The sequence below is a fragment of the Methanococcoides seepicolus genome, from assembly GCF_023684405.1.
Classification (GTDB): domain Archaea; phylum Halobacteriota; class Methanosarcinia; order Methanosarcinales; family Methanosarcinaceae; genus Methanococcoides; species Methanococcoides seepicolus.
Genome location: NZ_JAGSOI010000001.1, coordinates 37322 through 57001, shown reverse-complemented (window position 1 = coordinate 57001; position 19680 = coordinate 37322). Strand labels below are relative to the sequence as shown.

Annotated in this window: 21 protein-coding genes; 5 read left to right on the top strand and 16 right to left on the bottom strand. The window is 44.9% G+C overall.

What is annotated here, in order from left to right:
- Positions 1–77 precede the first annotated feature (77 nt).
- A complete protein-coding gene (gene purL, locus KDK67_RS00310; RefSeq protein WP_250866845.1) occupies positions 78–2225 on the top strand; it encodes a phosphoribosylformylglycinamidine synthase subunit PurL in 2148 nt (715 codons plus the stop codon).
- A gap of 161 nt (positions 2226–2386) precedes the next feature.
- Here the strand turns inward: purL and KDK67_RS00305 are convergent, their stop codons facing one another.
- On the bottom strand, positions 2387–3565 hold the full coding sequence (locus KDK67_RS00305; protein ID WP_250866844.1) for a cysteine desulfurase: 1179 nt from the start codon (positions 3563–3565) through the stop codon (positions 2387–2389).
- 42 nt (positions 3566–3607) lie between these two features.
- Positions 3608–3745: a hypothetical protein gene (locus tag KDK67_RS00300; protein ID WP_250866843.1), complete on the bottom strand. Its 138-nt coding sequence runs from the start codon at positions 3743–3745 to the stop codon at positions 3608–3610.
- Positions 3746–3925: 180 nt separating this feature from the next.
- Here KDK67_RS00300 and KDK67_RS00295 point away from each other — a divergent pair, with 180 nt between their 5' ends.
- Positions 3926–5206 carry a YcaO-related McrA-glycine thioamidation protein gene (locus tag KDK67_RS00295; RefSeq protein ID WP_250866842.1) on the top strand — a complete coding sequence of 427 codons (1281 nt, stop codon included), beginning with the start codon at positions 3926–3928 and terminating at the stop codon, positions 5204–5206.
- A gap of 4 nt (positions 5207–5210) precedes the next feature.
- Positions 5211–5855 carry a TfuA-related McrA-glycine thioamidation protein gene (locus KDK67_RS00290; RefSeq protein WP_250866905.1) on the top strand — a complete coding sequence of 215 codons (645 nt, stop codon included), beginning with the start codon at positions 5211–5213 and terminating at the stop codon, positions 5853–5855.
- Between the two features lie 2 nt (positions 5856–5857).
- On the opposite strand, the gene KDK67_RS00285 is transcribed toward KDK67_RS00290, so the two are convergent.
- From KDK67_RS00285 to KDK67_RS00275, 3 genes are all read right to left on the bottom strand, one after another.
- Positions 5858–6295, bottom strand: a complete 438-nt coding sequence (locus KDK67_RS00285; RefSeq protein WP_250866841.1) for a metal-dependent transcriptional regulator — start codon at positions 6293–6295, stop codon at positions 5858–5860.
- A 58-nt stretch (positions 6296–6353) separates the two neighbouring features.
- A complete protein-coding gene (gene nudC / locus KDK67_RS00280) occupies positions 6354–7199 on the bottom strand; it encodes an NAD(+) diphosphatase (protein WP_250866840.1) in 846 nt (281 codons plus the stop codon).
- Positions 7200–7264: 65 nt separating this feature from the next.
- Complete coding sequence (locus KDK67_RS00275; protein WP_250866839.1) at positions 7265–8572, bottom strand: MgtC/SapB family protein; 1308 nt, start codon at positions 8570–8572, stop codon at positions 7265–7267.
- A 171-nt stretch (positions 8573–8743) separates the two neighbouring features.
- On the opposite strand from KDK67_RS00275, the gene KDK67_RS00270 reads away from it, so the two are divergent.
- Entirely contained in the window at positions 8744–10171 is a 1428-nt protein-coding gene (locus KDK67_RS00270; RefSeq protein ID WP_250866838.1) for an MBL fold metallo-hydrolase, read from the top strand.
- A gap of 22 nt (positions 10172–10193) precedes the next feature.
- Here KDK67_RS00270 and KDK67_RS00265 read toward each other — a convergent pair whose 3' ends face one another.
- The 7 genes from KDK67_RS00265 to KDK67_RS00235 form a co-directional block, all read right to left on the bottom strand.
- The gene (locus KDK67_RS00265) at positions 10194–10574 is read right to left on the bottom strand and encodes a NifB/NifX family molybdenum-iron cluster-binding protein (RefSeq protein WP_250866837.1); all 381 of its coding nucleotides are present in this window, start codon (positions 10572–10574) and stop codon (positions 10194–10196) included.
- Positions 10575–10656: 82 nt separating this feature from the next.
- On the bottom strand, positions 10657–11313 hold the full coding sequence (locus KDK67_RS00260) for an MBL fold metallo-hydrolase (RefSeq protein WP_250866836.1): 657 nt from the start codon (positions 11311–11313) through the stop codon (positions 10657–10659).
- On the bottom strand, positions 11313–11888 hold the full coding sequence (locus tag KDK67_RS00255; RefSeq protein ID WP_250866835.1) for a DUF1847 domain-containing protein: 576 nt from the start codon (positions 11886–11888) through the stop codon (positions 11313–11315). Before KDK67_RS00255 ends, KDK67_RS00260 begins: the two co-directional genes overlap by 1 nt.
- A gap of 32 nt (positions 11889–11920) precedes the next feature.
- On the bottom strand, positions 11921–12787 hold the full coding sequence (locus KDK67_RS00250; protein WP_250866834.1) for an ATP-binding protein: 867 nt from the start codon (positions 12785–12787) through the stop codon (positions 11921–11923).
- Entirely contained in the window at positions 12784–13698 is a 915-nt protein-coding gene (locus KDK67_RS00245) for an ATP-binding protein (RefSeq protein WP_338101211.1), read from the bottom strand. Before KDK67_RS00245 ends, KDK67_RS00250 begins: the two co-directional genes overlap by 4 nt.
- Positions 13637–14011, bottom strand: a complete 375-nt coding sequence (locus KDK67_RS00240; protein WP_250866833.1) for a NifB/NifX family molybdenum-iron cluster-binding protein — start codon at positions 14009–14011, stop codon at positions 13637–13639. Before KDK67_RS00240 ends, KDK67_RS00245 begins: the two co-directional genes overlap by 62 nt.
- 17 nt (positions 14012–14028) lie before the next feature.
- Complete coding sequence (locus KDK67_RS00235; RefSeq protein WP_250866832.1) at positions 14029–14427, bottom strand: NifB/NifX family molybdenum-iron cluster-binding protein; 399 nt, start codon at positions 14425–14427, stop codon at positions 14029–14031.
- 159 nt (positions 14428–14586) lie between these two features.
- On the opposite strand from KDK67_RS00235, the gene KDK67_RS00230 reads away from it, so the two are divergent.
- Complete coding sequence (locus tag KDK67_RS00230; RefSeq protein ID WP_250866831.1) at positions 14587–15384, top strand: undecaprenyl-diphosphate phosphatase; 798 nt, start codon at positions 14587–14589, stop codon at positions 15382–15384.
- Between the two features lie 121 nt (positions 15385–15505).
- Here KDK67_RS00230 and mtbA read toward each other — a convergent pair whose 3' ends face one another.
- The 4 genes from mtbA to pylB form a co-directional block, all read right to left on the bottom strand.
- Positions 15506–16540, bottom strand: coding sequence for a methylcobamide:CoM methyltransferase MtbA (gene mtbA / locus KDK67_RS00225; protein WP_250866830.1), 1035 nt, complete (start codon positions 16538–16540; stop codon positions 15506–15508).
- A gap of 206 nt (positions 16541–16746) precedes the next feature.
- Positions 16747–17526 carry a 3-methylornithyl-N6-L-lysine dehydrogenase PylD gene (gene pylD, locus KDK67_RS00220; protein WP_276575017.1) on the bottom strand — a complete coding sequence of 260 codons (780 nt, stop codon included), beginning with the start codon at positions 17524–17526 and terminating at the stop codon, positions 16747–16749.
- A 5-nt stretch (positions 17527–17531) separates the two neighbouring features.
- On the bottom strand, positions 17532–18620 hold the full coding sequence (pylC, locus tag KDK67_RS00215; protein WP_250866828.1) for a 3-methylornithine--L-lysine ligase PylC: 1089 nt from the start codon (positions 18618–18620) through the stop codon (positions 17532–17534).
- A gap of 1 nt (position 18621) precedes the next feature.
- Complete coding sequence (gene pylB / locus KDK67_RS00210; RefSeq protein WP_250866827.1) at positions 18622–19674, bottom strand: methylornithine synthase PylB; 1053 nt, start codon at positions 19672–19674, stop codon at positions 18622–18624.
- Positions 19675–19680: the final 6 nt, after the last annotated feature.

Genomic DNA, 19680 nt, shown 5'->3' with positions numbered 1-19680 from the left:
GTTCTCGTTGGAAATCTTTATCTAATCTATGGTTTATTTAAGCCTAAATCATACTCCTTATATAATGAGGCGCACAAATGTTACCTGAAAATGACCTGAAGATCATAACAGAAGAGATGGGCAGAGAACCAAACCTTGTTGAACAGGGATGCTTTTTGAATCTTTGGAGCGAACACTGCTCCTACCGTTCCAGTGCTCCCCTGCTGAAAACGTTTACCACCGTGGGAGATCGTGTTATCATAGGTCCTGGCGACGATGCAGCGATAATCCGCTTCGGAGAAGGCTGGGTACTTGCCATTGGAATGGAAAGCCACAACCATCCTTCATATGTTGATCCTTATAACGGATCAGCAACAGGTGTCGGCGGAATTGTGCGTGATATCATATCCATGGGTGCTCGCCCAATAGCACTTATGGACCCGTTGTATTTCGGTCCTCTGGACACCCCCAAGAACCTTTACCTTTTTGAGCACATCATTGAAGGTATCGCAGGTTACGGTAACTGCATTGGTGTTCCTGTTGTCAGGGGTGAAACCTACTTCGATGAATCATACAGTGGAAATCCTCTGGTGAACGTTGTTTGTGTGGGTCTGGCACGCGAAGAGAACATCGTGACCGCATGTGCACAGAAAGCAGGCAATAAGCTCGTCCTCATAGGTTCTACCACAGGCCGTGACGGTCTTGGCGGTGCATCCTTTGCGTCCCGCGACCTTTCCGAAGAAGCTGAAGCAGAAGACCGTCCCAGTATACAGATTGGCGATCCATTCACCGAAAAACTTGCGATCGAAGCAACCCTGGAAGCTATAGGCGCGGGCTATGTTCTCTCATGCAGGGACCTTGGTGCAGCAGGGCTTGCAGGTGCAAGTTCTGAAATGGCATCAAAAGGTAAACTCGGTATGCGTCTTGAAGCTGACAAGGTTATCCTCAGGGAAGACGGCATGACCCCTTACGAGATCATGATCGCCGAATCTCAGGAACGCATACTAATGGAAGTCGAACCTGAAAATGTCGATGCTGTCCTTGCGATCGGAAAGAAGTACGATCTCCATGCAAGCATGATAGGTGAACTTACAGAACGTCTCTATTATACTGTTGAGTTCGAAGGTGAAATGGTAGCTGACATTCCGGTAATGCTGCTCACCGAAGGTGCGCCAACGTTCGAACGCCCATCCACTGCTCCTCCAGAGCGTGAGATCGGTGAAAAACCAGACCTTCCTGCAGACCTGAAAAAGGTCGTTCTCGATATCCTCTCCTCCCACAACATCGCTTCAAAAGAATGGATCTATCGCCAGTATGACCACGAAGTGCAGATACGTACCGTGGAAAAACCCGGTTCCGATGCAGCAGTTCTTCGCATAGGCGATGGAAAGGGACTTGCCATGTCATGCGGATGCAACCCGCGCCATACACTCCTTGACCCGTACGAAGGTGGAAAGGGCACACTCATCGAGAACAGTATGAACCTTGCAGTAAAAGGTGCAGAAGGTATCGCACTCGTGGATTGCCTGAACTTCGGAAACCCTGAAAGACCGGACATCTACTGGCAGTTCAAACAGGCCATCCTCGGTCTCGGTGACGCTGCAAGAAGCCTGTCCATTCCGGTGGTCGGAGGGAACGTCTCCCTTTACAACGAAAGCGGGGAATACGGAACTGCCATCGCACCAACACCGTCCATTGGTCTTATCGGCATCACAGGTGAACTCGAAACAGTTCCTCAAAGCCACTTTGCAGGGGAGGGCAACACCATCATCCTCGTGGGCAACACCCTTGATGAAATGGGTGGCTCGGAATATTACAACATGGCCGGGCTAAGGCTCAACGGTCATGTGCCAAAGGTAACCGATGATTCAGTAAAGGTCATTGAAACGCTCATCAATGTGGTGAGGGGTGGAAATGTAGTGGCTGCTCACGATGTATCTGCCGGTGGTCTGGCCGTGGCCCTCTCTGAGATGTGTGACTCCATCGGTGCAAATGTCGATCTGACCTCTGTAGGCGACAACCTGCGTGCTGACGATGTCCTTTTCTCCGAATCCCATGCAAGAGCAATTCTTGTAACATCCTCTCCTGAAAAGGTAAAAGAAATGCTTGCCGGTATCCCTTACACTGTCATTGGAACCGTAGGCGGCAATAACCTGGGCATCAAAGGAAATGGATTTGACATCTCCCTCTCCCTTGAGGAGATATCAGATGCAAGGGCATCTCTTACAAGATTGATGCTGGGATAATCTCCCATCTCCCTCTTTTTTATTTTAAAACTTTATGTTGAAGTTCTCTTTTTGTAAAACTTCCCACTGTATGCATTCATTTATGTGCAGAATAGGATAAAATAAGATAATCTACCTTATATGGACCAAGGTCCTGCCATTAATAAAAGAGGATGCTGGGATCATGCCAGCATTGTGATCTGCTCAACCCCTTTTATCAAAGAATCTACCTCTTCTTTGGTATTGTACAGTGCAAATGAAGCCCGTACGGTACCTTCGACACCGATCAGGTCCACTGATGGCATGGCGCAATGGTAACCGCTTCGAACACATATATTTCGGGTCTCATCAAGGATCATGGCGACATCATGCGGGTTCATGCCCTGCACATTGAAAGGCACGACTCCGGTCCTGTCCTTTGGTCCGTATACCTCCACTCCCTCTATCTCTGCAAGGCGCGTTGCAGTATCCTGTGCCAGCTCTTTCTCATGTTTCTCTATGGCTTCCACCCCAATGTCCTTCACATATTCCACGGCTCGTCCAAGACCTATGACCCCTGGGATATTGGGGGTCCCGGCTTCGAACTTTGATGGGGATGGCTCAAGCTCATAACTTTCAGTGGTCACTGCATGAACGGTTCCGCCACCTACATAAACGGGCTCAAGGATGTCCGGGTCCTTTATGCAAAGCACGCCAGTCCCCTGTGGTCCGAGTAATCCTTTATGACCTGGGGTAATGAAAAAGTCACACCCGATATCTTTGATGTCCACTGGCATATGTCCGGCAGACTGTGAGCCGTCAACAAGTGTCAATACATCGGATCGGTGTGCTATCTGAGTTATCTTCTTGACATCCCTGACAGAACCGAATACATTTGAAACATGGTTGACACTTACCAGTCTTGTTCTGTCCGTAATGGCTTCATCGATATCCTTTGGATCGACACGTCCTTCCCTGTCCGATCCGACGACTGTGACTTCAACCCCCTGTTCTCTTAGCCTCATCCATGGGAGAAGATTTGAATGATGTTCGACAACAGTTGTCACCACATGGTCGCCAGTTTCCCATTTCAGTCCAAGTGATACCATATTGATGCCTTCAGTGGCATTTTTGGTGAATACGGTACCATCTGACCCGGTGTTCAGGAATTCAGCAACTGTATCCCTTGCATCCTCATAGTGGTCAGTGGTCTGCCGGGCAAGCCTGTGAGCTCCTCTGCCATGATTTGCAGCATATTTGAAAAAATAATCGTTCATGGAGTTGACGGCTTGCACAGGTGTCTGTGTTGTGGCACCGCTATCAAGGTAGATAACTTCCTCAAGAACTGGGAAATCTTTGCGTACAGAAAGAATATCATACATATTCGTTTCATACGCAAGATTGCTAAAAATAGGTTTTGCAGCTTATTTAGATAGAAATCCACCGAGCATGAAATTGCAAAGTTCCCGCTCATCAGCATCCAGTCTTTCAGTGGTCTGACCACTTACAACCGCAAAGTACCTGTCTTCTCCATTTCTGGCAGATATATCATCTATTCTCATGATATTTCTCATAATTTAATTCCTCTTGTCTCTTCAATTCTAGTTATAGAATTTGACCTGCATAGCAGAGCCAAACTCTCAATAACGAGTTAATATTATTTATGTTTTTCGATTGAAATAAGAACTTTTGTGTTGTTATTGTCGTAAGGAATATAATGTTGCAAAAGAGTTCCCCTTACCATGTGTCACATCCTGATCGATCGATCATTGCAATATATAGAAGGTACGCAGCGTGTTCTCGATGAGGGGGCTACTCTTGAGAATACGCAACCTCATCTTAAAAGAATAGGTGTCACCAGGATCGCAAGCATAACCGAGCTTGATCGTATCGGAATACCTGTTTTTTCAGCTATAAGACCTTCCGCAGCAGATGGTGCGATATCCATCTATTCCGGTAAAGGAGCTTCAGAGGCACAGGCAAGGATCTCGGCCATGATGGAAAGCTTCGAAAGATGTCTTGCTGAACGTGTGAGTGTAAATGCGGATATCGATGAAGAGATCACAGCAGATGAATTTATCGAGAGCTCAGATAAAGCAAGTGAAGGGTATGAGCTACTGGACGTAGATTCTTTACTTCTCTTTGAACCGATAGCCTCTGATAAACTGGTCGAATGGACCAAAGGCTGGGATATGTTGCAGGAGAAGGAGATCTATGTTCCCTCAAATGCTGTCCATCACCCATACGATTCACCGGGAATGTCAGCAAAACTTTTCCGAAGCAATACCAATGGACTTGCTTCCGGTAACGTTATCGAGGAGGCCATTCTCCACGGCTTGCTTGAAGTGATCGAACGTGATGCTCTGAGCATATCTGAGTTTAACAGGAATCCCGGCAAGGAACTCGTTCTTACTGAAAATGATGGTATCAACTATGAGCTCGTAAAGAAGTTCGAAAATGCCGGAGTGCAGATAAAATTATGGTATCTGCAACATGATACTGCTATCACCACCATCTTAGCGGCAACCGATGACCTTGAACTGAAAGATGCCGCATTGCTTGTCATGGGTGCAGGCTCCCATCTCAAGCCGGAGATCGCTGTACGAAGGGCAATCACAGAAGCTGCACAATCAAGGGTCGTACAGATACACGGTGCACGTGAGGATACTGACAGGGAATCATTTGTGAGGCAGATCGGATATGAGCGTATGAAAAGGATGAACCGGTTCTGGTATGACGATGGTGAGGCCATAACACTTGACCAGATAAATGATATCTCCGCATCAACTCCTGCTGAGAACATTGACGTGGTCCTCAATGAGCTACGTAAAGTGACCGACAGTGCAATAGTGGTGGACCTGTCCCGCGAAAGTATCGGTGTTCCTGTAGTAAGGGTCATCATTCCCGGATTCGAACAATATACCCTTGACCGCGAACGTGTGGGTAAACGTTTAAGGCATGGCCGCAAGTCCTCAGCTTCATCTGAAAAGCCCTGGAAGAGAAAGTTCGGTCGTAACAAGTGATCCTATGAGAGCGGTGATATTTGCAGGTACAAGTATCTGCCACGAAGATGCAAAAGCTATACTTGATGCTGTTTACCTGCCTCCGGTAGCAAGGGGTGATGTGGAAAATGTCTCATCACAGGGCTATGATATCATCGGCATCATCGATGGCATGTTCTTCGATAGGGCTGCCGTTGCACACAAAGAGATACTCCATGCAATGAAGAAAGGTATCACCGTAGTAGGTGGTTGCAGCATGGGGGCGCTACGTGCATCCGAACTTGATGTACATGGCATGATAGGTGTCGGCAAGGTCTATGAATGGTATCGTGACGGTATCCTCGAGTCTGACGATGAGGTGGCTGTCACCACAAATCCCGAAACCTTTGAACCTGTATCTGTTCCCCTTGTTAACATCAGGGAGACCTTACAGGCAGCATGCGATGAAGGTATCATCGATGAGAGTACCCGTCTCTCTGTGCTTAATATAGCAATGGAGCTGCACTATCCTCTCAGAAGTTATCTTGGTATTGTGAAAACAGCGGTTGATAAAGGTGTAATTCCTGAAAAAGAGCCGTTATTGGATTATTGTCTGAACAACGAGACCGATGTCAAAAGAGCTGATGCTATACTCGTTCTTGAAACCATAAAAGAGCTTATAAAAAAGTAAGCTCATGCGTGGCCTTCGTGGTCAAGTCCGCAGCCATCATGTTCTATCCTGCCACAGACCCCGAAAGTTGGATGTCCCATTGAATTGCAGATCGCATCAATGGCATCTTTTGACACAAAACCTTCAAAACGTGCAACCTCTTTACAGGATTCTTCCGGTGAAAGTCCATAATGGTTTAACATAAGGCTTAAAATACGGTGTCTTCTCAGAATGAAATGTGTGTATTCCTTCCCTTTCTCAGTAAGGCTGACACCTCTGTAAGGTATATGTTTCACATATCCTGTGGAATCCAGTTCACTGATAGCTTTCGTTGTCGTTGAGGGATCTACTTTCATGTGCCTGGAAATATCCGTAGTTCGCACATTATCGCCTTTCTCAAGCAGGAATTTCAGGTACTCTATCTTTTTCGGAGATAGCTCAAGCCCTGTAATGTTCTCCATAGACCTGATTGATCCCTTCTTTATTTAAAATTTGCGTACATACCAAAAATTGGCATTCTCATTTTGGACCATGCTTTTCAATGAACAGCTCGATGAGCGACCCCGTAATGCTTCTTTTCGAAGGGGGTGTGGGGATTTTATCTATGGGGAACCATTTTGCATCCTCTATCTCATTGGCATCTATCTCTATATCTCCGCTTTCATAGGTCGCAGTGAATCCTATCATTAAAGAGGAAGGAAATGGCCAGGGCTGGCTCCCAAAATATGAAAGTTCCTTTATGGATACACCAACCTCTTCTTTGACCTCCCGGTGTACTGCGTGTTCTATGGTCTCTCCAGCTTCCACAAATCCTGCAACAAGGCCGTACATACCTTCCTTGAAATGATGTGACCTTGCCATGAGCAATTCCTCTTCCTTTTCTATAAGGACCACAACAGCAGGACTTATCCTTGGATATGCTATATGTGCACAACTACCGCATTGCATCCCTGTTTCTTCGGGCACATAATGTGTGAAATTTCCACAGAGCCCGCAGTATTGGTGTGTGCGGTAGAAATCTGCCATCTGTACCGCTCTTGAAATGATGCCAAGCATCTCTTCATCGATGATGCCATACAGATCATTCAGTTCAAGGAATTCCATATCCTCGAACTCTGCTCCTTCCGGTATTTCAAAACAATGGCAGGGTATGTCACCAAGCGTTCCGATGTAGATGACCTCTGTACTCTCAAGAACACTTCTTTCAGGGATGTACTTAAAATATTCTTCAGCATCGATACCGTTCTCGACCAGCACCTTCCGGCTTCGTACCGGGAAATATAGGGCTTTGCCTTCTGAATTATCTTCCAAACCGTGAAATTCGAGTTCTTCGGTAGCAAAAGAAGGATTATAATATGGTTTCATAGATTCACACCTGTATGGCTCATAGAAGCCCGGTCTCTGGACTATAGCCTTTCGGTAAAAGCTCCTTAAAGGCCGGCAAGATCGAAGTAGCTCCAGAGGTAGAGCACGACCGTTCCAACTATTGCTATAAGGACAAAGGTATTCCTTGAATGGTAATAAAGTTCCTTTGAACCTGACACTCTTATAAGCATTATCTTATTAAGGGTGCTGATGATCCCTGCCATCACAGCGGTCTGGGCAGCCACAGTATAGGGAACATTGCCTGTAAAGGCCAATGCTGCAACGGATGCTACAACAGCGGAACTGCTTACCAGTCCTCCAAGTGCTGTAATGTAGATACCGGTACTTCCTGCAAACTCTCCTGCAAGACTTGTGATCACCAGAAGGATGGAGAACAAGGCGCCGAACTTGAAGGCAGGTTTCAATGCGAACGGTGAACCTATTTCCAGTGGTTCTGTCATTATATCATAGCTCTCCCTTCGTATTGCTATGATTATCAGAACAATAACAAGCATGGCGATCTGTGGGGGTATCATTGCCAACATAGTTCTTCCGGTGGGGTCGACTATCAATGCAATAAGGGTGTTACTGATTATCATTGATATGTTCGACATGAGGATGCCGATGTAAAGGGCATGGATAAGGCTGGATTGGTTCTTCGACATTGCAGCCAGTGCAGCAGTGGTGGCTTCGCTGCTGACAAAACCTCCAAAAAGACCTGAATAGGACATCCCGCCTTTAGTACCGAATCTCTTGAGCGATACATAGCTGATGAATCCTATGAACATCACAAGTACCACAATGAGTATGGCGGATTTAAGGTTCAGTACGCCCATTACTGGCTCTTCCGGCATGAGTGGGTATAGAATAAAAGCAACTGCAAGGAACTGAACACCATTGATTATCTCCTCATCTGTAAGATGTTCGGCAAAAGAATGCAAAGGCTTCTTCTCGATAAGCAGGAATGTTATTATGACCCCTATGATTATGGCAAAGAGATAATGTCCCATTGCTACGAGCACACCCAGAAGGTAGGTCAGAAAAAGGGCGATGGAACTTGTCATTCCCAGCTTACCACTGATCATATATACCCTGTATATCAGGAAAAAACAGGATACTGCAATGAGTACTGTAGTTATTAGGAGGATCATTATATCTATCATTTGGGCTACAAATGTCGCAAGCATGCCACAGATACATACTATTGCGAAAGTACGTACTCCTGCAAACACTTCCTGGTCCTGGCGGTGGTGTTCACGTTCAATTCCTATAAGGATGCCTATCATTAAAGACAGCACGACCTTTGTGAGGAAATCATACAGTATCGGGTCTATGCCCAGATCAAATGCCAACACTGTTACGACCTCCTTCATAAATATTCATATTATCAGTTTTCCGAAAGAACAGCCATCTATTGTTCTGTGATATGCTTTCTTGTATGTACAAATATATATCTCATGAACCTTTATATTATTTTTTAACATTTGTTGCTTGTTCCGAATATTAATTCTTTATACAGTTCAAAGGAAAGATGGGGTTGTAATTTGATAGTTCAGCAGGTATTCGTAAAAGGAATTGCGCACAGTTCCTATTTGCTTGGTGGCGATAAATTCTGTGCAGTGATCGATCCGTCCAGGGATGTCGACGTATATCTCGATATGGCCTTTGATATGGGATGGAAAATAACTCACATACTGGAAACACATCTTCATGCGGATTTCATCTCCGGGCATATGGATCTGATGCAAAGGATTGGTGCGAACATTTTTGTTCCCGGTTCTGCAGGGTGTGAATTCGATGCAGTGGTTGTTTCAGAGGGCGATATATTCGAGATCGAGGATATGTCCATTCGAGTAATGGAAACTCCCGGTCACACTCCTGAACACGTTTCCTATGTGGTGACCGACCGCACAAGGGGGGCTGACCCTGTGTGTGTTTTTTGCGGTGACGCTCTTTTTGTTGGGGATGTGGGCAGGCCTGATCTGTTCCCTGGAAAAGCTGATGAACTGGCTTCAGAACTCTATGATAGTCTTCATGACAAACTTCTCTCTCTCCCTGATTTTTGTGAGGTATACCCTGCACACGGAGCAGGCTCTCTCTGTGGCAGGGCAATGGCTGCAAAAAGAAGTTCTACCATCGGTTATGAACGCCTTTACAATCATGCTCTCAACATCGGTGAAAAGGCCGAGTTCATTTCATCCTTGACCAATGAGATGCCTCCTACGCCGGATCACTTCAAACGTTGTAGTAAAGTGAATGCTATGGGTCCCGTTCTTCTTTCGCAGCTTGGGCATGCTGAAGCGTTACCTCCTCTTGAGTTCAAAAAAATAAGTGAAGATACTGAAAATATAGTTATTGATACCAGGTGCTATGAAGCATTTGGTGGCAGGCATATTCCGGGTGCATACAGTATTGATATTAACAGCAATTTTGCAACATTTTCGGGCTGGCTTTTGCCTGAGGACAGGACCATTATGTTGGTGGTTGATTCTCCGGAGCAGGTGAGCCAAGCATCCCTTTGGCTTCACAGGGTAGGACTTGACAGAATTGGATATTTCCTTGAAGGTGGAATGGCCGCATGGTCCCTGGCTGGTCTCTCAACGCAACATGTTTGCCAGCTTTCAGCTGAAGAGCTCCATGACCTTCTCTTCAGTGGTGAAGAACTGGTACTGATAGATGTAAGGTCGGAAGCAGAACACCGGGAAGGACATATACAAAACTCTATCAATATCCCTGTTCATGAACTGCGGAATTCCCACAAAGACCTTGATCCCGATACAAAGACCGTTGTGATATGTGGAAGTGGTCAGCGTTCAAGTATGGGTGCCAGTATCTTACAGCAGAATGGATCTAGTGATGTCTACAATGTAGCTGGCGGAATGACTGGTTATAATGCTGCAGGCTATGGGCCTGAATGTATTATGTGTTCCCTCCCCTGGACAGGTTCAGGTGACAAAAATAAAATAAAATAAAATAAAATAAAAAATAAAAAGGTCACAATTGATTCTTTGTCATTCCAAGGCCGTGTTCCTTTTCAAGATTTATGGTCTTTGGCTTGTAGAGCTTTCCCGCTTTCCACGATGTGATGGCCTCCTGCACAGTTTCATCAGCACCCACGAATATCTCTATCCCGTTCTTGTCAAGAAGGTCAACGATCTTCTGTCCGACACCTGAACAGAGGACAATATCCACTCCTGCATCTTTTAGCAGTTCGGGAGGTCTCCTTTTTCCACCCATATGTACGCTTGTATTCTTAATTATCTCGACAGTTTCGGTCTCAGTATCATATATGGTATATGTAGGGGCTTTTCCAAAATGAAGTTCAACGTAGTCCTCTAATCCCCCGGTCTCTGAAGATGGTATGGCAACTTTCATATTTTCAACTCTTCATATCAATATGGAAAACCTAAATGATATACCTCACTAATGCTCTGCTTATTCAGGATATGGGCATCATTCAGATGGTTATACGATAGCCTGCTTCAATATGAACAAAACTTTTCTTATACTTCTCTTTAATGGCATCAATGTTCGATGTACAGTGTCCTGCACCTATGAGTTCGAGATCCTGCATCGCTTCAATATCCTGGCAGTCGTGTAATCCTCCGATGATGCCACGAACATTTCCAATTGAAGATGCAACCTCTATTATCGCTGATAAGCCGGGATGTGCACAGCCGCTTATGATATAGACGCCTTTGTCAGTATCCAGCAATAGTGCCTGTTCCTTGATGCTGTCTCCCAGTTCTCCGGTGGAATATACTCCTTCTGCGATCTTGCACATTCCGTTTATCTCATTGAGTTTTGCACGCTTTTGTATCTCGTTCTTGAGCTTTTTAGAGAACGATGCCAATGCGTATACCTTTATTTCGGGATTCGCATTCAGAACAGCCGGTAATCCTCCGATATGGTCCCAGTGCTGGTGAGATAATAGCAGAATATTGTATTCTCTTATATCGATTCCAAGAGCTGCCATGTTCTCTAACAAAAGCCCGCCATCCCAGCCGGTATCGAACAAAATCTTCTGTTCATCAGTCTCGATGGAACAGGAAAATCCCCAGCCTTTTCCCAATCCTCTTCCGGCATTGTTGTCATAGACAACAGTGATCTCCATTATTGCTTCCCCATTTCAAATACGTTCTTCATATAATATTTTGAATAAAGGGCTCCTGCGGGGTTGTGTGCAAGTACCCTGTCCTTAACGATGAATGTTGTAACAGGTGCTTCACTGTACTTGTTGAAAAGTATGTCGTGACCAAGACACAGGCCAATTATGATGTTCAGTTGTGTCCCTGCACGGTTCAGCACATTTGCCTGGGCTATAGGGTTGCAGGCTATCTCTATACTTTCTTCCCGTATCTTATCCAGTCCATAGGTATCTTTCTCCACGCCACATACCTTGCAACAAACAGATTCCACTTTAAGGTGTTTCTCCATTATCTCACAGAATGACTTCGCTTCCTTTTCAAGCCCTATGCAAAAAGCAACTCCGATTCTTTCATATCCAAGTTCTTTTGTAAAAAGGAGAATCTCTTCAAGCCTTGTTTTCTGCATGTAGTATTTTGCTTCTATTCCTGAAGCAACTTTCATGATCTCCAGGTCCTCGCCTTCATAATCTGCAAGAATCTCCTTTGGGGCACAATTCTTCCCCTGGTAACAATCCTTACTGTCACAATCAGCACATCTCATATTATCATCTCGTTTAAATCAGTGAGGTTCCTTTACTGTTTCTCAAGCTCTGAAACAACACGTTCCCATAATGCTTTGATCCCTTCTGAAAGAACATTCTTCCTGTATTCAACAACGGTTGTCTCTTCCCTCATTGCCATATTGGGCGATGGGTCATAAGGAAGCTTTCCTGCAACTTCTATCTCTCTTTTGTGACAGAACTCTTCTATTTTCCCTGCGTTCTTCTCATTGATATCGTACTTGTTGATGCAGACAATGGAAGGAATGTCGAAGTGTTCTGTAACCTGCAAGACCCTTTCGAGATCATGCATCCCTGATAAGCTGGGTTCGGTCACGATCAATGCAAGGCTAGCTCCTGTTATTGTTGCAAGTACAGGGCAACCTGTGCCGGGTGGGCCGTCCGTTATTATAAGTTCGGCTTTATTTTCCAGTGCTATCGAACGTGTACGTTCTTTGACAGCACTTACAAGTTTTCCGCTTGCTTCTTCCCCAATCTCCAGTTCTGCGTGGACCATTGTTCCATGGTCAGTGATGGATGAATGAACATCGCCTGATCGGCTTTTGATCATATTTATAGCACTGGCTTTGCAAACATATTCACATACTCCGCAGCCTTCACATTTATGTTGATTTACGATCAGGTCATCATCGATAGCATTAAATTTACAGGCAGTTTGACATTTGTAACATTTGATACATCTGTCAAGGCATATTTCTGCTTTATCCATGCCATAGAAAGGGTTCGTTTCTACAATCCTTGGTCTTAGAACAAGATGAAGGTTCGGTGCATCGACATCACAGTCAGCTATCACTGCATTTTGTGCCATTGCTGCAAATGAAGCTGTTATTGTGGTTTTACCGGTTCCACCTTTTCCACTGATAACTACGAGTTCCTTCATGCCAGCTCCTTTTTGTTGACTATTCTCTCAAATAAATTAGTGAATCTTTCTTTCCACTCAGGCATTTCCTCAACAAAGGGAATTCCATCTGAATATAGTTCTGCAATGCGTTTATTGAGGGGTATTCTCATTAGGACCTCAATGTTTTCCTGATCGCAATATTCATCTATGATACAATTTTCTTGTTCACTTCGGTTTATGATGACTCCGAATGGTATATTCATAATTTTTACCATTTTCACTGCAAGTTTCAGGTCATGTAATCCAAATGGAGTTGGTTCTGTTACGAGTATACAGTGATCCGTATCTTCTAATGTGGTCATAACAGGGCACCCAGTTCCAGGTGGGGAATCGATTATTGTTGGAATTCCCGGTTCAATGCTTCTCTTTAGTTCAGTTATGACCGGGGATGCCATGCTTTCTCCAATATTTAGTACTCCTTCATAGAGCATGGGGTGATCTTTCTTATTGGAGGATCTGCTGATGATGCCTGTAATCTTTTCCTTTCCGGAAATGGCATATTCCGGGCAAGCTAGAATACACCCTCCACAGCTGTGGCAGAGAGTTGGGAATAGGATAACTTTTTCTGGTAGGGTCGCAATTGCATTGAAACGGCACATTTCGGAACATTTTCCGCAGTGTGTGCAAAGTTCCTCATCGATATTCGGAACAGTGATCTTTGATTCAGCGATGCGCTCCAGTTCTTTGTTCAAAAATAGATTGCAATTGGGTTCTTCGACATCGCAGTCGATCAGCTGTGCATCAGGTATTGAAAGTGCAAGGTTTACGGCAACGGTGGTTTTACCGGTGCCGCCTTTTCCACTTGCGATAGCAATTTTCATATGTGTTTCAGTGTTGGTCTTCATCATGCCCATGGCCCTGACAGACATTTTCGCTGGTCGGGTTGACAAGATTTCCTTCTTTCCAGTCATTGATAGCTGTCTCCACAGTTCCCTGTGCACCGATAAAAACATCAATTCCATATTCATTGAACATGTCTACAGCTTTTTGTCCAAGGCCGCCACAAAGCATTATGTTCACGCCTTTTTTTGAGAGAAGTTCTGGTGGTAATCCTACACCACCATTATGCTCGCTTGTGTTTCCCACTATCTCTACTAAGTTGTGCTCAATGTCCATCACGGTGTATGTAGGGACCATTCCAAAGTGCTGACCTACCATATCATCTAATCCGCCATTATTTGCAGAAGGTACGCATATTTTCATTTTATTTGCCTCTTATTTTATTTTGGTCCAGAAAGTTCTGGTCTCGATCCTGAGTTAACTTTGTGTTGAGCAGAAGTGTTGGCATCCTCTATAATGCTTAGCTGTCCTTCTACATATTGTACAACTGTGTCTTCGACTGCACCATTGATGCCTGTAAATACTTTAATTCCAGCTGCATTCAGTACTGCAAATGCATTTGGTCCAATATTTCCTGTGAGAATTGCATCAATATTAAGGCCTATCAATGCCTGTGCAGCCTCTATTCCTGCACCTCCTTCTGCCAAAGGCCCTGGGTTTTGAAGAGTCTCAAAGTTCATGGTATCATCATCTACAATGACAAAGTAAGAACATCTGCCAAAACGAGGGTCACACTGGCTGAAAAGGTCAGTTCCTCTGGATGTTATACATATTTTCATTATTTCTCACCACTTTGATCTTAATGTATTGTGCACATAGATGAGAAATTATTTAAACTTATTGGGATATATTTATATATTTATTCCCAATGGGAGTAATAACTCTTCTTTTACCAAACAACGGATATTACTTATACATATGAAGTCTGATTACTTCTCATGTTATCCCTCTCTGAAGCTATCATTCTTGGCATTGTACAGGGTCTGGCAGAGTGGCTCCCAATAAGCAGTGAAGGTATGACCTCGCTTGTTATGGTCACTTTCTTTGACCGTTCCCTTTCTGAAGCCATTCCTATCTCTATCTGGCTTCATCTGGGAACATTGCTTGCAGCTACTGTTTATTTCAGAGATGATGTGAAAAAGCTCCTTTCCGGGATACCTGATTATGTTCGTAGCTTTTCTAAAAAAGAGCCTCATGACCCGATCATCAGTTTTCTCCTTATCTCGACGGCACTTACAGGGATCGTGGGACTTCCTTTGGTATTGTTCGTCACCGACAAGGCTGAGATGTCCGGTGGCTCTGCAACAGCTGTGATCGGTATAATGTTGATAGTTACAGGTCTTCTACAGAGGACTATCTCAAAGGACGTATCACTTTCCAGAGTTCCCGGAATGTCAGATTCTTTGGTCTCGGGGGTTGCACAGGGATTTGCAGCAATCCCTGGAATTAGCAGATCCGGTATCACGATGTCCGCACTATTGCTGCGTAAATTCGATGCTGCGGATGCCATAAGGTTGAGCTTTTTCATGAGCATCCCTGCTGTCCTTGTGGCAGAGATAGGAGTTGGACTGATGGATATGGTCGAACTGGATGTCTATTCTTTTGTAGCTCTGTTCTTCGCTTTTGCTTTCGGTCTGGTCACCATCGACCTGTTCCTTAAAGTTGCGAAGAAAGTAGATTTCTCTTATTTTTGCATCGGGCTTGGGGTTCTGAGTGTTCTGGCCATTTTCCTTTAATGTCAGCCTTCAAAAGGCAAAGCTCAGGGTTAAACAAGTTTTGACCGTCTAAAAAAAGAAAGAAAAGAAAAAGAATTGGACTTATTAAGTCCAATTCTCTACTTTTCAGAATATGGTATGATTAGTATTTGTAGCTCTTTGCTACTTCGATCATTGCACGAAGGTGTGCAGTTGGGGTCTGGCTTACGATACCGCATCCAGGTGCGAGAAGTCCCTTGCCGTCGAGTTCCTTGAGTACTTTTTCGGACTCTGCTGTGACTGTCTCAACATCTGTGTTCCAGAGACAGTTTACTGGGTCGAGGTTACCGACAATGAGTGTTTTCTCTACTTTTGATACAGCAGTTGCTGCATTTACGTTCTGGTCAACACTGATCGCGTCTATGCCTGCGGTCTCCATGATCGCAAGACCTTCGGTTGTGTCACCACAGACGTGGAGAACTACAGGAACATTGCGTGCGTGCATTGCTTCAACGAGCTTTGCATGGAATGGTACAACGAATTTCTTGTAGAATTCTCCGCCAATGAGCTGGTAGCTTGCTGTTGGGTCGATGATGGACAATGTGTCTGCACCGTTGTCGACCTGTGCATTTGCGTATGCGATCCCGAACTCGGTTGTGAACTCCATGATCGCAAGACCGTAATCGCCCTTTGTCATGATGTCCATGAACCAGGAGTCTCCGGTGATGTGCTGTGCAAGAGAGAAAGGACCGATCATACTGCCGATGATTGGAAGCTCATTTCCATACTTTTCAGCAAGGATCTTGACGGACTCGAGGATAACTGAGATTCTCTTTGATGAGTCAGTTACATCGTAGCCTTCGAACTGCTTGAGGTCATCAAGGCTGTTTACAACGTGGTTGATGACGGATGGCTGCTGTACTCTTGTACCGTCCTTGATGCCACAGCCGAAGAACTCAGCTTCTGCGGTGATGTCGAATGGGACACGTACAGCTTCGAATCCGACTTCTGTGTGTCCAGCTTCTGCAAGTCCTGCAAGCATTTTAGCGTCATAGTTTGCTTCTGGCCAAGATATTCCGGTTGCGTCCATCTGGTCTACGGTACCGGTCTGTGTAACACAGATAGCTGGCATCCTGTCAACTTTCTCGGTCTGATTAAGTACAGCTGCTAATCTTGTCTTTGGTGTGTATTCAGTCATTTAAATATTCTCCTATTGATCAATCCTTTATAATCACTAAAAAGGTACTTAGGCTATGTACTTAGCATATATATACCTTTTTATTTGGAAAAAACGCTTGCAATAGTCGCTTTAGACAAGTTTTTTGGTTTTGTCCTGTCAAAGTTTTCTTTGAGTTTTTTGCAAGCTTTCTTCCCGTTTGTGAACGTGAAATATTCCTCTCTTTTTCAGAACACTGAATAGAGCATTGCTGCGGCACCTATGACCAGTGGTTCCATGACCAGGTCGATATCACCGTTCTCAGCGAGTTCGGGTGGAAGCGCGCAGGGTATTCCCGGAGTCGATACAAGACATCTTTCTGCGATCATTCCTTCTGATATTGTATTGGCGTTAGGGGTAGCCTCAAAGACCATGGAGAACTGTTTGGGTCCGTTCATATCATAAGCGTTCACTCCAAGCTCTCCAATTGCCTTTTCCATGAATTCGGTGTTCGGGTCATAGGCATATACATTGAACCCTTTCTTCACCAGATGTTCGGCACCTGCGTAACCTACACGGCCAAGGCCGATTACCAGCACATCCTTTGATCCTGCATGGATGAACCTTGAGGCTATCTCTGAATAGATCACACCTGTGCATACATGGTTGGCCGCTATCTTTCCATTCTTCAGGTTGTGGGCGATGAACATGTGGTCATCCGCCATTAGAAGTATGTCCGCACCATCGGAAACTGCCTGATGATACCCGGTTATGTCGGGATGGTCTGTAATATAACCTTCAAGTCCGAAATATTCGGTTATTGCGAGCAATGATGAAGAAAAATTGCCTATTATCCCATTGCCTGCTGTTATGGGCACTATTGCAACCTTTTGCGAGGCTGGGCGTGTGCCATAGACCTCTTCACATATTTCCGTGATACTCTTTCCGGTAGATGCCTTGATCGTTTCATTGCTCTGTCTAAGTTTGTTCAAAAGATCTTCCAGATCCTCAGGTGTTAATAATGCCATAAAACTCACCACTCCCCATTAAAATGATCCTCGATCCGCATTATGCCTCTGCTGCGGACCTCTTCTGTACTTTCTATATCCTTGCCCCTTGAGATAAGGGTGAATACATCGTTCTCCCCACTTGAATGGAATATCTCAAGGTTCTCTTCCTCATAGAATAGTTCGTATCGCTCGCCCATGGAGAGTATGTGCTCTCCCGCAGGTATCAATCCTGAACTATCCCATTTCAGATGTTCGAAGATACAATATCCTTTCTCAGGCGCCTTTTCTATCTCGGTCACACCTTCGGTGAACGCCTGCATAAGTAATGCGACAAGGTTGATTCCACTTGAATGGTAGACTGCCGTAGGTGTCTGGCTTGGGAAACGTGCATCTATCTCAAGGACCTTCAATCCTTTTTCAGAAGCAATGGCTTCCACATCCATGATACCCTTAAGGTTAAGCCCTTGGGCAAGCTTGTATGATATTTCCCTGAACTTCGGGTCATGCTCTACCGGGGTTATCCTGTGACAGTCATAAGTATCATCGATATGCACCTTCGTTTCCTTCACTACTGCAAAACGTTTTCCATCCCCGATGATCTCAAGTGAGATAACATCGCCTTCAAGGTACTCCTCAACAAGCATATCCGGTCCGACATCGGCAAGTTCGCTATCATCATAGATTATGCGTGTGCCAATACTGCTGCTCTCGCAGGGTGGTTTTACAAAATAAGGTGGTTGCGAAGGTCTGTCGCCAGGGGTCGGTATGTCGATGGAAACAAAATATTCCTTCGAGCGCTTCTTATCCATGCTGATGTGATACGCATCAAAATCAAAAAGAACAGGGCAATCAAGCTTGTTGCTGATGTCCCTTATAAAGTTCAGTGTATCAAGGTTCTCATTTACCGGAATAATGGCATCGACATTCTTTGATATCTCGATGAACCTGTCCGGTTCCTGGGTTATGTCAAAGCAGAAAAGCTCATCAACAACATTGCAAATAAGGGGCTTCTTGTTCCTGTCTATCAGAACAACTCTCATCCCCGCTTTCTTCGCAAGATATGTCACTTCGAAGCCCTGAAGTTTCCCCCCTATAAGACATACTGTCGTCATCCTATTGCCCCAACAACTTCTCGAAATCGCTTTGTTCGGCAGGTTCCATTCCCATTGTCTTCAGACGGGCGACAACGCTCTTAACATCCCTGTCCCTCTCGGCATGTTCTCTGTCGTAGTTCACAACGCCTTCAAGGGCTGAATTGGATGAGATTATGGAGGTGACCACATTGGCACCGGAGTTTAGCCTGTGCACCATTCCGTCAATACCTTCAAGGTCCAGTGATGCCGGAATGAGCAGGTTTGGATACATCAATCGAAGTATTGAGATCATCTTGAGTTCCGCTTCACTTCCCTCAACATCCTTTCCTTCCAGGGGTGTGCCCTTTTGAGGCAGGAATGTCATGACCCTTACCATATCTGGATCGGATGTTCCAAGTCCTCTAAGTGAGATAAGGGTTGATTCTATGTCCGGTTCCACTGCTGTCAGTATGCCGTCCTCAACGCAATAACCTATCCTCTTTGCATGGTTCCTGGAGTTGATCCTCTCTTCAAAGGATTGTTCCACCCTCAGCTTTCCATAAAGGTCCTTATCATAGGTCTCCTGGTATAGTGCAAGGAAGTCTGCCCCGTTCTCCTTCAACAGCATAAGGGTCTCATTATCAACAACTCCCGGGGATACCATTATTGGTTTTTCTACTTCTTCCTTCACTGTTCTGACAAGTTCTACCAGACGTTCAGGATTGTTATGGAAATAGGGGTCCTCTCCCATGGTGAGGTCTACCATGTGTATCTCTTCTGTCTTGAGGACCTGGCATATCTTCTTTATGTCCTCAAGTGTCAGGCGATACCTCTCGATGTCATTCTCACGGTTGTAATAGCAGAAAGCACAATTGTTCTTGCAGTGTGTGGAAAAGTACACGAAACTGTACATGAACACTTTGTTCCCGAAGAAATTATCCCGTATGTGGCGTGCCACATAATGCAGTTTTTCTATTTCAGAAGGATCGCTTATCTGCAGCATTTCCCTGAGGTTCTCATCGGAAATCTCTGATCCGGAAATTATCTGCTCAGCATAGTCTTCCAGATCATTTTGGTCCATTTTTTCAAACAAGATGTT

What these genes read in the sequence shown, in the direction of transcription:
- purL (WP_250866845.1), top strand. Translation starts at nt 78, where the DNA reads ATGTTACCTGAAAATGACCTGAAGATCATAACAGAAGAGATGGGCAGA.
- KDK67_RS00305 (WP_250866844.1), bottom strand. Translation starts at nt 3,565, where the DNA reads ATGTATGATATTCTTTCTGTACGCAAAGATTTCCCAGTTCTTGAGGAA.
- KDK67_RS00300 (WP_250866843.1), bottom strand. Translation starts at nt 3,745, where the DNA reads ATGAGAATAGATGATATATCTGCCAGAAATGGAGAAGACAGGTACTTT.
- KDK67_RS00295 (WP_250866842.1), top strand. Translation starts at nt 3,926, where the DNA reads ATGTGTCACATCCTGATCGATCGATCATTGCAATATATAGAAGGTACG.
- KDK67_RS00290 (WP_250866905.1), top strand. Translation starts at nt 5,211, where the DNA reads ATGAGAGCGGTGATATTTGCAGGTACAAGTATCTGCCACGAAGATGCA.
- KDK67_RS00285 (WP_250866841.1), bottom strand. Translation starts at nt 6,295, where the DNA reads ATGGAGAACATTACAGGGCTTGAGCTATCTCCGAAAAAGATAGAGTAC.
- nudC (WP_250866840.1), bottom strand. Translation starts at nt 7,199, where the DNA reads ATGAAACCATATTATAATCCTTCTTTTGCTACCGAAGAACTCGAATTT.
- KDK67_RS00275 (WP_250866839.1), bottom strand. Translation starts at nt 8,572, where the DNA reads ATGAAGGAGGTCGTAACAGTGTTGGCATTTGATCTGGGCATAGACCCG.
- KDK67_RS00265 (WP_250866837.1), bottom strand. Translation starts at nt 10,574, where the DNA reads ATGAAAGTTGCCATACCATCTTCAGAGACCGGGGGATTAGAGGACTAC.
- KDK67_RS00260 (WP_250866836.1), bottom strand. Translation starts at nt 11,313, where the DNA reads ATGGAGATCACTGTTGTCTATGACAACAATGCCGGAAGAGGATTGGGA.
- KDK67_RS00255 (WP_250866835.1), bottom strand. Translation starts at nt 11,888, where the DNA reads ATGAGATGTGCTGATTGTGACAGTAAGGATTGTTACCAGGGGAAGAAT.
- KDK67_RS00250 (WP_250866834.1), bottom strand. Translation starts at nt 12,787, where the DNA reads ATGAAGGAACTCGTAGTTATCAGTGGAAAAGGTGGAACCGGTAAAACC.
- KDK67_RS00240 (WP_250866833.1), bottom strand. Translation starts at nt 14,011, where the DNA reads ATGAAAATATGCGTACCTTCTGCAAATAATGGCGGATTAGATGATATG.
- KDK67_RS00235 (WP_250866832.1), bottom strand. Translation starts at nt 14,427, where the DNA reads ATGAAAATATGTATAACATCCAGAGGAACTGACCTTTTCAGCCAGTGT.
- KDK67_RS00230 (WP_250866831.1), top strand. Translation starts at nt 14,587, where the DNA reads ATGTTATCCCTCTCTGAAGCTATCATTCTTGGCATTGTACAGGGTCTG.
- mtbA (WP_250866830.1), bottom strand. Translation starts at nt 16,540, where the DNA reads ATGACTGAATACACACCAAAGACAAGATTAGCAGCTGTACTTAATCAG.
- pylD (WP_276575017.1), bottom strand. Translation starts at nt 17,526, where the DNA reads ATGGCATTATTAACACCTGAGGATCTGGAAGATCTTTTGAACAAACTT.
- pylC (WP_250866828.1), bottom strand. Translation starts at nt 18,620, where the DNA reads ATGACGACAGTATGTCTTATAGGGGGGAAACTTCAGGGCTTCGAAGTG.